General features: G+C 42.1%; 12 protein-coding genes and 2 tRNA genes. 6 read left to right on the top strand and 8 right to left on the bottom strand.

What is annotated here, in order from left to right; all coding sequences use genetic code 11:
- The first annotated feature begins 365 nt into the window (after window positions 1–365).
- Both PYW33_RS10905 and PYW33_RS10910 read left to right on the top strand, forming a co-directional pair.
- A complete protein-coding gene (locus tag PYW33_RS10905; protein WP_004279470.1) occupies window positions 366–2195 on the top strand; it encodes a phosphoenolpyruvate carboxykinase (GTP) in 1830 nt (609 codons plus the stop codon).
- A 134-nt stretch (window positions 2196–2329) separates the two neighbouring features.
- Complete coding sequence (locus PYW33_RS10910) at window positions 2330–2752, top strand: hypothetical protein (protein WP_004646311.1); 423 nt, start codon at window positions 2330–2332, stop codon at window positions 2750–2752.
- Between the two features lie 73 nt (window positions 2753–2825).
- Here the strand turns inward: PYW33_RS10910 and PYW33_RS10915 are convergent, their stop codons facing one another.
- Together PYW33_RS10915 and folD are read right to left on the bottom strand one after the other, a co-directional pair.
- Window positions 2826–3494, bottom strand: a complete 669-nt coding sequence (locus PYW33_RS10915) for a class I SAM-dependent methyltransferase (RefSeq protein ID WP_004646310.1) — start codon at window positions 3492–3494, stop codon at window positions 2826–2828.
- Window positions 3495–3629: 135 nt separating this feature from the next.
- Window positions 3630–4478, bottom strand: a complete 849-nt coding sequence (gene folD, locus PYW33_RS10920) for a bifunctional methylenetetrahydrofolate dehydrogenase/methenyltetrahydrofolate cyclohydrolase FolD (protein WP_004646309.1) — start codon at window positions 4476–4478, stop codon at window positions 3630–3632.
- A 153-nt stretch (window positions 4479–4631) separates the two neighbouring features.
- Here folD and PYW33_RS10925 point away from each other — a divergent pair.
- Both PYW33_RS10925 and PYW33_RS10930 read left to right on the top strand, forming a co-directional pair.
- A tRNA-Cys gene (locus PYW33_RS10925) sits at window positions 4632–4705 on the top strand.
- Window positions 4706–4715: 10 nt separating this feature from the next.
- Window positions 4716–4801 (top strand) — tRNA-Leu (locus PYW33_RS10930).
- 151 nt (window positions 4802–4952) lie between these two features.
- Here the strand turns inward: PYW33_RS10930 and PYW33_RS10935 are convergent.
- The 3 genes from PYW33_RS10935 to PYW33_RS10945 all read right to left on the bottom strand — a co-directional run bounded on the left by PYW33_RS10935 (window position 4953) and on the right by PYW33_RS10945 (window position 7420).
- Window positions 4953–5855, bottom strand: a complete 903-nt coding sequence (locus PYW33_RS10935; RefSeq protein WP_004646308.1) for a helix-turn-helix transcriptional regulator — start codon at window positions 5853–5855, stop codon at window positions 4953–4955.
- 153 nt (window positions 5856–6008) lie between these two features.
- The gene (locus PYW33_RS10940; protein ID WP_004646307.1) at window positions 6009–6212 is read right to left on the bottom strand and encodes a hypothetical protein; all 204 of its coding nucleotides are present in this window, start codon (window positions 6210–6212) and stop codon (window positions 6009–6011) included.
- Between the two features lie 215 nt (window positions 6213–6427).
- Window positions 6428–7420: an NAD(P)H-quinone oxidoreductase gene (locus tag PYW33_RS10945; protein ID WP_004646306.1), complete on the bottom strand. Its 993-nt coding sequence runs from the start codon at window positions 7418–7420 to the stop codon at window positions 6428–6430.
- A gap of 130 nt (window positions 7421–7550) precedes the next feature.
- On the opposite strand from PYW33_RS10945, the gene PYW33_RS10950 reads away from it, so the two are divergent.
- Window positions 7551–7895, top strand: a complete 345-nt coding sequence (locus PYW33_RS10950) for a thioredoxin family protein (RefSeq protein WP_004646305.1) — start codon at window positions 7551–7553, stop codon at window positions 7893–7895.
- Between the two features lie 69 nt (window positions 7896–7964).
- Here the strand turns inward: PYW33_RS10950 and PYW33_RS10955 are convergent, their stop codons facing one another.
- From PYW33_RS10955 to cysD, 3 genes are all read right to left on the bottom strand, one after another.
- Window positions 7965–8240: a hypothetical protein gene (locus PYW33_RS10955; RefSeq protein WP_034605933.1), complete on the bottom strand. Its 276-nt coding sequence runs from the start codon at window positions 8238–8240 to the stop codon at window positions 7965–7967.
- Window positions 8241–8381: 141 nt separating this feature from the next.
- On the bottom strand, window positions 8382–9998 hold the full coding sequence (gene cysN / locus PYW33_RS10960; RefSeq protein ID WP_004646302.1) for a sulfate adenylyltransferase subunit CysN: 1617 nt from the start codon (window positions 9996–9998) through the stop codon (window positions 8382–8384).
- A gap of 165 nt (window positions 9999–10163) precedes the next feature.
- On the bottom strand, window positions 10164–11078 hold the full coding sequence (cysD, locus tag PYW33_RS10965; protein WP_004646301.1) for a sulfate adenylyltransferase subunit CysD: 915 nt from the start codon (window positions 11076–11078) through the stop codon (window positions 10164–10166).
- A 323-nt stretch (window positions 11079–11401) separates the two neighbouring features.
- On the opposite strand from cysD, the gene PYW33_RS10970 reads away from it, so the two are divergent.
- Window positions 11402–11944, top strand: coding sequence for a hypothetical protein (locus PYW33_RS10970; RefSeq protein ID WP_004646300.1), 543 nt, complete (start codon window positions 11402–11404; stop codon window positions 11942–11944).
- The last annotated feature ends 211 nt before the right edge of the window (window positions 11945–12155 follow it).

Consider the following 12155-nt stretch of genomic DNA (forward strand, 5'->3'; position numbering starts at 1 on the left):
ATTAACAGTGGCTTTATGTAAAATTCAAATGGCAACCATTTATTTAATCAATAATGAATATTAGAGATCTTATAAAATTAAGATAATGATTTTAATATTAATTTTTAAAATAAATACCATTCATCATTTAAATAAATAGAATCAATAATTCAAATATTTAGTTTTATCTTGTTGTTTTACTTATATTTATAAATAAAATAGCATTATATTCCAAAAGAAATCTAGCACTTCTTTGGTCTTATTTTTTTTATCATTTTATGCTTTAATACAGCCACTTTTTTTCATATTTCATCTGGGCGATATTTTTTATTGCTCGGATTGTACTTTGTACATCTAATTTGTACACATTTGAGATAGGCCTCACCATGACCCAAGTGAACGCACCAGAATTCGTTCGTCACCCTAAGCTTATTGCTTGGGTGGAAGAGATTGCTAAATTAACAAAACCAGCAAAAATTGAATGGTGTGACGGTAGCGCAGAAGAATATCAACGTTATATCGACTTGATGATCGCTAACGGCACAATGCAAGCGCTGAATCAAGAAACTCATCCTGGTTCTTATCTTGCAAATTCTGATCCTTCTGACGTAGCACGTGTTGAAGATCGTACTTACATCTGTTCTGAAAACAAAGACGATGCTGGCGCGACCAACAACTGGGAAGCACCTGCTGTCATGCGCGAAAAATTGAACGGTTTATTTGACGGTTCAATGGCAGGTCGTACACTTTATGTGGTTCCATTCTCAATGGGTCCATTGGGTTCTCATATCGCTCATATCGGTATCGAGTTAACTGACTCTCCTTACGTTGCAGTAAGCATGTCTAAAATGGCTCGTATGGGTAAAGCTGTTTATGACGTTCTTGGTACTGACGGTGAATACGTTCCTTGCGTACACACTGTAGGTGCTCCGCTTGCGAACGGCGAAAAAGATGTTGCATGGCCTTGCAACAAAGAAAAATACATCGTGCATTACCCAGAAACTCGTGAGATCTGGTCTTATGGTTCTGGTTATGGCGGTAACGCATTGTTGGGTAAAAAATGCCTGGCATTACGTATTGCATCATTTATGGGTCGTCAACAAGGCTGGTTAGCTGAACACATGCTGATCCTTGGCGTGACCAATCCACAAGGCGAAAAACACTACATCGCAGCTGCATTCCCATCTGCATGTGGTAAAACAAACTTCGCTATGTTGATTCCACCAGCAGGCTATGAAGGCTGGAAGATTGAAACTGTAGGTGACGATATTGCTTGGATCAAACCAGGTGAAGACGGTCGCTTATATGCAATCAACCCTGAAGCTGGCTTCTTCGGTGTAGCGCCTGGTACCAACACCAAGACCAACCCGAACTGTATGGCAACCATGCACAAAGACGTGATTTATACAAACGTCGCTGTGACTGACAACGGTGAAGTATGGTGGGAAGGTCTGACTAAAGAAGCGCCTGCCAACTTGACTAACTGGAAAGGTCAACCACACACTGGCGAAGAAAAAGCAGCGCATCCAAATGCTCGTTTCACAGTTGCAGCTGGTCAATGCCCTTCTATTGACGCTGACTGGGAAAATCCAGCTGGCGTGCCAATTTCTGCGTTCATCTTCGGTGGTCGCCGTGCAGACACTGTGCCTCTAATTTCAGAAGCATTTGACTGGGTTGACGGTGTTTACAAAGCTGCAACGATGGGCTCTGAAACAACTGCTGCTGCTGTTGGTCAACAAGGTGTTGTTCGTCGTGACCCGTTCGCGATGCTTCCATTCGCGGGCTACAACATGGCAGATTACTTCACGCACTGGTTAGAAATGGGTGAGCAAGTGGGTGCGAAAGCTGCTGCTGCTGGCAACAAACTTCCAGGTATCTACAACGTGAACTGGTTCCGTCGTGATGCTGAAGGCAACTTCGTATGGCCTGGTTTCGGTCAAAACATGCGTGTTCTTGAGTGGATCATTGACCGTTGTGAAGGTCGTGCTGATGCTGTTGAAACACCAATCGGCCTAGTTCCTACTTACGAACAGCTGAACTGGACTGGTTCTGACTTCACTAAAGAACAGTTTGACCTAGTAACTTCTCAAGACAAAGATCAATGGATCAAAGAGCTTGAAAGCCATACTGAATTGTTCGATAAGTTAGGTGAGCGTTTACCGGAAGCGTTAAAAACTCGTCAAGCAGAACTTATTGCTGCGGTTAAATCTGCTTAATTGCTGATTTAATTAAAAAAGGTCGCGTAAGCGGCCTTTTTTATTGGCTGTTTAAACAATTGATCACAATTGACCAGAGCAGCAGTTTAAGCAAAATATGGCATACTTAAGCCAAGACTTCAGGAACTATAAATATGAAAAGAACAACAGTAATTTTGGCTATGGCTGCGAGCAGTTTCGTACTGAGTGCATGTCAGACCACACCCCATCAATTCAATGGACAAAGTGGCTATGAAATTCTGGAACGTTCAGGCAATACAGCAACCTTGAGCTACACCCTCTCAGGACGACCAAGCCAGGATGAAAATCGCTTGCAAGCCGCTTGCAGACACGTATTAGGAAATTCCAAAACTTACAACATCCAGATTTTAAGCACCAATGAAATTTCCAATCCAACTGCGGAACAGGAAAACTATGGCCGCCAACTGGGTAATAGCCGCACGCAAATCAGCTTGAGCAATACGCCTGATTTACATAATAGCGAGAACCCGGGTGCACGCGAAGCTTTAGAAGCCCGCCCTACGACCATGCGGGTTATTCGTTATACCTGTTCTTAATATCTGATACTTAGTTACTTAATCAGAGTAAGACAATCAAAAAGGGCCTAGTGCCCTTTTTGATTTTTTAAAATTAACGTGTTTTATAGAAACTGACATTACGAAATTCGGGCGATTCATCCAAATCCGGCCAGGTCGTCGCACTACGCTCATCCAGTTTTTCATATTGAGGATGACTAAAGTTTTTTACCCGACTGTCTGCAACCCACACCTCAGGTGCAAATTTTAAAAACTCATCCAGGAAGAAACGGTTACATTGATCATAGAGCACATCTGCGGCTAATAAAATATCCACTTTCTCTGCCTTATATAGGTCATCCAGATATTCAAGCTCGACATCATTTAGCTCTGCATTGGCACGACACGCATCTAGACTAACTTGATCGATATCACAGCAGATCACACGTTTTGCACCTGCCATTTTCGCCGCAATGGCAACTACGCCCGATCCCGCCCCAAAATCCAAAACTACTTTGTCTTTAACATGATGCGGCTCTGCCAATAGCCACTGCGCCATCGCCAAGCCTGAGGCCCAGCAAAAGATCCAGTATGGTGTATCATTCCAAATGCGACGAATCACCTCATCATCCAGCTTATCTGTTGGGAATATTGGCGGAATCAGCCACAGGGAAATGGGTGTATCCGGCAATTGCTGTGCATGTAGCTCACAGTGTGGAATCACATCATGCAAGGCTTTTAGTAGATGTTCTGGGGCTTGAGGGAGTCGGAAGGTGCAGCTCATTAGATTTCTTTTAATTAGTATTAATGTCTTTGAAGAATCTCCCCTAGCCCCTCTTTAAAAAAGAGGGGGAAACTCCATCCAAAAATAGTGATCAGAGTTCCCTCCTTTTAAAAAGGAGGGTTAGGGAGGATTTGATTAACCTAAAGCTTTTTCAGCAGCTTCAACCGTTTGACGGATTAAAGTGGTAATCGTCATTGGACCTACACCACCCGGAACTGGTGTGTAAGCAGAAGCAATTTCTTCAATGCCAACAAGTTGGATATCACCAACACCACCGCCATCACGTGGATGGAAACCAGCATCAACAACCACTGCACCTTGTTTGATCCAGTCTTTTTGAATTAATTCTGCTTTACCTACCGCACCAACAATGATATCTGCTTGCTTAACGAAGCTAGCAAGATCTTGAGTACGTGAGTGGCAAATGGTTACGGTTGCATTCGCTTCTAGCAGCATCGCAGCCATTGGTTTACCCAAAATTGCAGAACGACCTACAACTACCGCATGTTTACCAGCGATTTCAATGTTGTTCTCTTTCAGGATAGTCATAATACCCGCAGGCGTCGCTGAACCATAGGCTGCCTCACCCATTGCCATACGACCATAGCCCAGGCAAGTGACACCATCTACGTCTTTTTCAAGCGAGATTGCATCGAAACAGGCACGCTCATCAATTTGCGCAGGAACCGGGTGCTGAAGCAGAATACCGTGCACATCAGGATTTGCATTTAATTTTTCAATTTCAGCCAATAATTCTTCAGTTGTGGTTTCTTTAGGAAGTTCCACTTTGAGTGAATCCATACCAACACGGCGGCAGGCATTGCCTTTCATGCGAACATAAGTTGCAGATGCACCATCGTCACCTACCAAAATCGTCGCAAGAATTGGAGTACGACCTGATTTTGCTTTCAGCGCTTCTACGCGAGTAAACAAGTCAGCTTCAATTTGCTTCGCCAATGCACGACCGTCTAGAACTAATGCCACGGCACTTCTCCCAAGTGTTGATATGAATCAATTTTGCACATTCTACATGAATAATTTAAATATTTTCCGCCAGATGATGTTTTTATGCGCATACAGATGAATACACTATTGTTTTTTTTTCTGAGCTTGCTAATATACGCATCAACAAGACGCGGCGGGGTGGCAGAGTGGTCATGCAGCGGACTGCAACTCCGTGGACGCCGGTTCGATTCCGACCTCCGCCTCCATCTTGTTAAAGCCCGAGTGGTGAAATCGGTAGACACAGGGGATTTAAAATCCCCCGCCCACAAAGCGTGCCAGTTCGAGTCTGGCCTCGGGCACCATTCTTCTACTATAGAAAGATGGTGCAAATAAAGAACCCAGCGAAAGCTGGTTTTTTTATGTCTGTAATTTAGTTAGTCAAAAAATAAGTAAATTAAATTCCCATTTAAAGTGTCATCATTAATCAGGCCCTCCTGCTCTGCTTTCTCAATATCATCCAGCAGAACGTAAATATCCTTGCAAATCCTGTTCCAGTTTTTGCTGGAAATGAATCGGCTCAATAATTTTCACATAAGGTAACCAGTAACGCACCAAAGGCAATAACTGCATTTCGTGACGAATCTGGCAACTAATCACTAACTCTCCAGTCCCTGTTTCCTGCTCGATCTGCTGTTCTGGAAATAAACGGCGCTCTTTAAAAAAGATCGCGACTTCAGGTTGTACCTTGATTAAGACTTGCTGCTTTTGCTGCCCAAACCAGATGCTGTCTTCATCTACCAGTATTTTTAGTATTTCAGGATCATGCGCAAAGCTCTCCACCTCAGAAACCAGCTTGAGTTGTTGCACCTGACTTAAGCGATAGGTGCGCAACTTGTCCTGATCTACACCCACCAGATACCAGATACCATGATGGTGAATCAAGCGATAAGGCTTAATGATTCGCAATTGATCTGAATATTGCAACTCAACCTGCTGACGTTTATAGATTGCGCTTGCAAGCAACTTGAAATGCTCGGCAAACTGTTTGGCATCTTCAAAATAATAGCCTTTTGCCGAAAATACCTGATTTGCCCGCTCATCCAGCAATTCACGCATAAAAGACATATCCAGCGCCGGATACAGCTCACTGATCCCCGAAAGCTGGGCAAAGGTCTGGATATCCTGCAATTTAAAGCGCCCTAAATAAGAGGGTTCCAGATAATATCGTTTCTGTTCATCTTGAAGTAAGGGTAAGTAAGAGCCTAGACGATCAAAATCACGCTCAATGGTGCGGGTGCTGACCTGAAATTCTGCAGCTAGCTCTGCAGCCCGGAGTTGATATCCGACGTTTAATTTGGTCAAAATTCTGGCTAAACGCTCTGCAAGACGCTCATGTGTTGAAGCTGGGCGCTTCATAAATCCCCACTTAATACATTCTCATGTACTTATTTATCGCTAGATGTTGAATGATTATACTGAATGCCGATCAATGAATAATATTAGGACAAAGTCTAAGATATTTTTTTGCATCAGATCTTGACCCTTTATTCACCCTAAACATACAAGATCTTATTTGGATTTTCTGGATGCTTTCTTGCTTGAATGACGATTTTGTATTGTTAATCTTTCTATATAACGCTCCAGATGCAGCATCGCCCGATACATTTTATGTAACTCTACCCAGCTGATGGTTCCGCGAATAATCATTTTATGAATACGTCGTAATGCTCTTAAACTATGTTTTGAACTATATGCTGTTGAAATAATTTTCATCTTATTTTCCCTCTCACATTCATGTGAATGTTTAACCATTTGGTCGGAATTATCTATACATGCAATTTACGTGTCATAATTGACAGGTTGTGTCGAACAGTTAACATTTTTTAATTTTTATTCAAGATTTTATATATTTATTTGTAATAATATTTTACTTAAAATTAAAAAAAGCCAGTAAAATTACTGGCTTTTTTTGAATCACTTATCTCGTATTAAATAATTTCAACTACAACTTTACCCACATGCTCTCCAGTATCCATTGTGGCATGGGCATCCTGAATCTGATCGAACTTAAACGTTTTATAGATCATCGGGAGACATTCGCCTTTTGCCCACAATGGTGCAATCTGCTCTTTCAGGCCTTGTGCAATTTCCGCTTTTTCAGCCGTGCTGCGTGCACGCATGGTCGAACCGGTAATGGTCAGACGTTTCATCATGATTTGACCCAGTTTGACTTCTTTGGCCTTGGCACCACCCAAGAAAGCGATATAGACCAGACGTCCATCACGGCGCAACAAATTCAAATTACGCTCTAAATATGGTGCACCGACCATATCTAAAATGACATCGACACCACCATTGTCAGTGGCTTCATTAATAACTTGCTCAAAGTCCTGAGTTTTATAATTAATAGCCGTGGTTAAATCAGAAATAGCCGCAACTTTTTCATCTGAACCGACAGTTGCAAAAGTTTTGATTCCGAGTGATTTACATAACATTAAAGCAGTCGTACCAATCCCGCTCGTTCCACCATGTACCAGTACAGTTTCCCCTGCTTTGGCCTTACCCATCTGGAACACGTTCGCCCATACAGTAAAGAAAGTTTCAGGAATGGCCGCTGCCTGTACAAAACTTACGCCTTCAGGAATATTCAAGGTCTGGCTTTCAGGTATGACGCAATATTCAGCATAACCGCCACCATTGGTCAAACCACAGACTTGATCACCAACTTTAAACTGACTTACATCACTACCAATCGCAACCACCTCACCTGCCACTTCCAGGCCAGGAACTGGCGTTACCCCTTTCGGCATCGGATATAAGCCTTGACGCTGCAGGATATCTGGACGGTTAATACCAAAGGCATGAACTTTCACCAGAACTTCATCTGCTTTAGGTTCAGGTAAAGTCACCGTTTCATAAGCGAGTTTATCGACACCACCTGGTTCTGTAATAATGACTTGCTGCATGGTTTGTTGCGACATGATTTCTTTCCCTAATCTATGCATTTCATATATCTTGGACTTATTTGAACATAGTTAGCATGAGGAATGAAGCTACATCGGACTTATGTATAATCGGGGGACTATTCAGGAAATTGATAATAGGCCAACCATGACCCAAGTGATCGAATATAACGAAAACAATTACAGTGATTTTGAGTGGTTTGAAGGTTTTGCCGTGATTCGCTTTTATGCAGACTGGTGCAAGCCCTGTGTTCAGAATTTTCCGGTCTTTGCCGAACTGGCGACATACTATGCTGAGGTAAATCCTGAAGTTAAATTTGGCAAGATCAATGTGGATCAGTCTCCGATTTTAACCTTGCGCTATAATGCCTATGGTTTGCCTTCTACGCTTATTTTTAGAAATGGAGAAATTATTAAAAGGATTGCAGGCGTGAAAAGTTTAACTGAAATGAAAGCAATTCTGGCCTTAGTCCTCAATGATTCTTATGAATAATTACCCATGTGAAGCCAAATCTAACAAAAATATTTCTTTTAGCTCACTATCTAAATACGGAGCCTTTAATTAACTACGCCCTTTATATTCCTTTACCATTCGATCACTCACATCTTCCGGATAACACAGCGGCGCATATCCGCCTGCACGATTATAAGCACTACGCTTACCACAACGACTACCATTACTTGCAGTATTGTAAGGACACGGACAATTTCCCGGATAATTCTCAATCGACTGCTGGATTATTTTTTGCTTGATTGCTTCAACGCTTTGGCTGCTCTGTTTGGCTTCAGCTCCAAAAGCCACACACAAGCCAGCCAGCAATATTAATTTTTCATATATTCCCCAAATCTAGGGAGTATTGTATTAATTGACTAGTAAATTGAAAGATCACATTTTGACTAATCGAATGATTTTCATGCAATCAAAATTTAGGCAATAAAAAACCCGCTTTTCAGCGGGTTTCTTCAAATCAGTCCAGTCTTAAAGACGAACCAATTCCACAATCTTCTCAGCAAGTTCTTCAACTGCTTCAGCAGTTAAAGTCGTGTCTGTACCTTCAGCAGCATCGGTAATCACAACCACACCAGTTTCACGAACCAGTGCAACCTGCTCCGCATTCAAACCTGCTTTAGCAATAGCAACGATCCCTTGCTGAATCAGCAAGCTTTCTAGCGCCTGAGCATTTTCCAAAGCTTTACCAGATACAGTCACCGCAGCAGGTTTTTGACCCAAACGTGCCGCACGTGATTCCGCAGTAACAGGCTCATCGTGTGCAGACCATTCAACTGATTCTTCCACCATACCCGCACCAATCGTCACGTTATTCAAACGATCGATGAAGATAAACGAACCGGTGAAACGGCTGTCTTGATAACGGTCAAAGACTACTGGTGCATCAAATTCAACAGTTACATTGGCAATTGCATTCAGCTCAAGCTTATCTACCTGAACTTTTTCCAATGTGTTGACGTTGGTACGGTAATGAATCGCCGTTACTTTTGCCGGAACGGTTTGCGTACCAATCTTGATGTTGTACAGCTTACCCAGTACAAGTGGTTGATCTGCCATCCACACAACAGTCGCTTGAACTGAACGGGAAATATTTGGAACAGCTTGATCCGCACGAATTAACACGTTACCACGTGAAATATCAATTTCATCGTTAAGCGTTAAAGTCACTGCCTGACCTGCAACTGCATGCTCAAGATTGCCATCAAAAGTGACAATTTCTTTAACAGTCGATGATTTACCAGAAGGCAAAGCTGTTACGGTATCACCAACATTGATATCGCCAAGTGCGATCGTACCGCAGAAACCACGGAAGTCGAGGTTTGGACGGTTCACGTATTGCACAGGGAAACGGAAATCCTGCTTCGCTGAACTACGGTTAATTTCCACCGATTCAAGTGTACCCATCAGCGTTTCACCAGTGTACCATGGCGTATTGGCTGACTTGTTCACCACGTTATCGCCATTCAATGCAGAAATAGGCGTAAAGATGATATTGCTTGGTTTACGATCGCCCAATTGTGCAACGAATGCCGCATATTCAGCTTGGATTTCATTGAAACGTGTTTCAGAGAATTCCACCAAGTCCATCTTGTTGATCGCAACAATGATGTTCTTGATCCCGAGCAAACTCGCAATAAAGGTATGACGACGCGTCTGGGTTTGCACACCATAACGCGCATCAATCAAAATGATCGCAAGATCACACGTCGACGCACCTGTTGCCATGTTACGGGTGTACTGTTCGTGTCCCGGCGTATCCGCGATGATGAATTTACGTTTTTCTGTCGAGAAATAACGATATGCTACATCAATGGTAATGCCTTGCTCACGCTCTGCTTGTAAACCATCGACCAGAAGCGCCAAGTCAGGTGCATCGCCAGTCGTACCGACTTTTTTCGAGTCACGGGTCACAGCCTGTAATTGATCTTCATAAATCAATTTTGAATCGTACAGCAGACGACCGATTAACGTCGATTTACCATCGTCCACGTTACCGCAAGTCAGGAAACGCAACAGGTCTTTATTTTCATGTTGTTTCAGATAGCCCAAGATATCTTGGCTGATTAAATCAGATTGATGAGACATCGCTCAAAGCTCCACATATTCTTTAGAAATCGGTTGTTTTGAATCTTTTTTTAATCTCCCTAAATCCCTCTTTAATAAAGAGGGACTTTATCTCCGTTCTGATTTAGGAGTTCCCCCTCTTTTTAAAGAGGTGAGCAGCATTGCTGCGCAAGGGGGGAGATTAAATTAGAAGTAGCCTTCCTGCTTCTTCTTCTCCATCGAGCCTGCTTCATCATGGTCAATCATACGACCTTGACGCTCAGAACTGGTTGCCAGCAACATTTCCTGAATAATTTCCGGCAAGGTATTGGCTGTAGATTCCACAGCACCTGTTAATGGATAACAACCCAAAGTACGGAAACGTACCGATTTCATTTGTGGAACTTCACCTTCTTTTAAAGGCATACGTTCATCATCAACCATAATAAGTGTGCCACTACGTTCAACCACAGGACGTTCTGCAGCCAAATAAAGTGGTACTAATGGAATACTTTCTAAATAGATGTATTGCCAGATATCCAGCTCAGTCCAGTTAGATAATGGGAATACACGAATACTTTCGCCCTTGTTCACTTTACCGTTGTAAAGATTCCAAAGTTCTGGACGCTGGTTTTTCGGATCCCAACGATGTTTCGAATCACGGAATGAATAAACACGTTCCTTGGCACGTGATTTTTCTTCATCACGGCGCGCGCCACCAAAAGCAGCATCAAAACCGTATTTATCCAGGGCCTGTTTTAAGCCCTGAGTTTTCATGATGTCGGTATATTTAGAACTACCGTGGTCGAACGGGTTAATACCTGCCTCAACCCCTTCTCTATTCTGATGCACGATCAAATCGAAACCATGGGTTTTCGCCATATTGTCCCGGAAAGTGATCATGTCTTTAAACTTCCAGCCTGTATCGACATGTAATAATGGAAATGGAAGTTTTGCTGGGTAGAACGCTTTTAGCGCAAGATGCAGCATGACCGCTGAATCTTTACCAATCGAATACAGCATGACCGGATTTTCAAACTCGGCAGCAACTTCGCGGATGATATGAATACTCTCAGCTTCAAGCTGTTTGAGATGAGTAAGTCTTTCCTCATTTAACGACATGGACAACACCAGCTTAGAAAAACGTGTACTTATGACACTTTTGAAAATTTATATTCATTATAGTGATTTACTTATCCTATCCATTGCTTGTTTTATGATATTGATATATCAAAAGCTCATATAAAAATTCATCAATAATGAATATCAGTTTTTATGAATCAATGATTTGCACAATTCAAGCGATGATATTGTGTGGTAGAGGTATATATTAACCTGTCGCTAAACCAATAAAATCCTAGGAAAATAATCTAAAGTAGTGGTTCTCAAATAGTTAAAAAATTACTAGAGTAAGACTCAATTCTCCCTCTTGATATACTTCATTTATGCCCTATAGCGCTTTTGATCTCACCACTGTAAAAACCCGTCTGGAACAGGCCCAGCTTGCTGGTTATATTTATCAGCACCAGCAACATATTTTGGTCTTGCAAGAACCTTTCAGTGATGATGGCAAGCCTTTAAATATCTATCTGCAACACGAGCTGACCGCGGATCAAATTGGATTACAGTTTGGTCTGCGTTTGCAAGAAGGTCATTGGGAATTTCTAATCGGCGTTACTTATAGTAACCAGAACGCAGCTTACGAAATTGGTGCTGGCAACCTCAAAGGTGATCAAAAAGCCTTTAACTTATTATATGCCTTTTATAATTATCCTAAAGCGTTCTATCTAGTGGCATTACCTTTGACAACCAACAGTCAGATTTTGGAGCAAACCTTGCAAAAGCAGCTTTTCAAGCAGCCTGATCTCGACTTCCTGAATACTGCAGTCAAGGTCAATCCTATGGGCGAACAAGTCAAATGGATGCAACACTATATTCTGCAACAGACTCTAGATATGAAAGTCCGGATTCAGACTGCCCTACTTTAAACTTGAACAGAAAAATTTGGAGATACTCAGGTCGATGTATCTCTATACTTTCTCAGGCAAGCACACACAGAATGCCATGCTATTCAGAATTCCTATTGCCGCTATGGCATCACTTGCTCAAACATCCAGTTAGCTTCTTATAGTTTATTATTAATTTTAATAGTTCAATAATTATCAAATAATCAACATATTCAATCCTTGTTTGTAAGGT

The sequence above is a fragment of the Acinetobacter lwoffii genome (assembly GCF_029024105.1).
Classification (GTDB): Bacteria; Pseudomonadota; Gammaproteobacteria; order Pseudomonadales; family Moraxellaceae; genus Acinetobacter; species Acinetobacter lwoffii.

Excerpts from the sequence above, each read along its gene's own strand:
- cysN (WP_004646302.1), bottom strand. The coding sequence starts at position 9,998 with ATGTCTCATCAATCTGATTTAATCAGCCAAGATATCTTGGGCTATCTG.
- PYW33_RS10915 (WP_004646310.1), bottom strand. The coding sequence starts at position 3,494 with ATGAGCTGCACCTTCCGACTCCCTCAAGCCCCAGAACATCTACTAAAA.
- PYW33_RS10945 (WP_004646306.1), bottom strand. The coding sequence starts at position 7,420 with ATGTCGCAACAAACCATGCAGCAAGTCATTATTACAGAACCAGGTGGT.
- PYW33_RS10905 (WP_004279470.1), top strand. The coding sequence starts at position 366 with ATGACCCAAGTGAACGCACCAGAATTCGTTCGTCACCCTAAGCTTATT.
- PYW33_RS10970 (WP_004646300.1), top strand. The coding sequence starts at position 11,402 with ATGCCCTATAGCGCTTTTGATCTCACCACTGTAAAAACCCGTCTGGAA.
- PYW33_RS10940 (WP_004646307.1), bottom strand. The coding sequence starts at position 6,212 with ATGAAAATTATTTCAACAGCATATAGTTCAAAACATAGTTTAAGAGCA.
- PYW33_RS10910 (WP_004646311.1), top strand. The coding sequence starts at position 2,330 with ATGAAAAGAACAACAGTAATTTTGGCTATGGCTGCGAGCAGTTTCGTA.
- PYW33_RS10935 (WP_004646308.1), bottom strand. The coding sequence starts at position 5,855 with ATGAAGCGCCCAGCTTCAACACATGAGCGTCTTGCAGAGCGTTTAGCC.
- cysD (WP_004646301.1), bottom strand. The coding sequence starts at position 11,078 with ATGTCGTTAAATGAGGAAAGACTTACTCATCTCAAACAGCTTGAAGCT.
- PYW33_RS10950 (WP_004646305.1), top strand. The coding sequence starts at position 7,551 with ATGACCCAAGTGATCGAATATAACGAAAACAATTACAGTGATTTTGAG.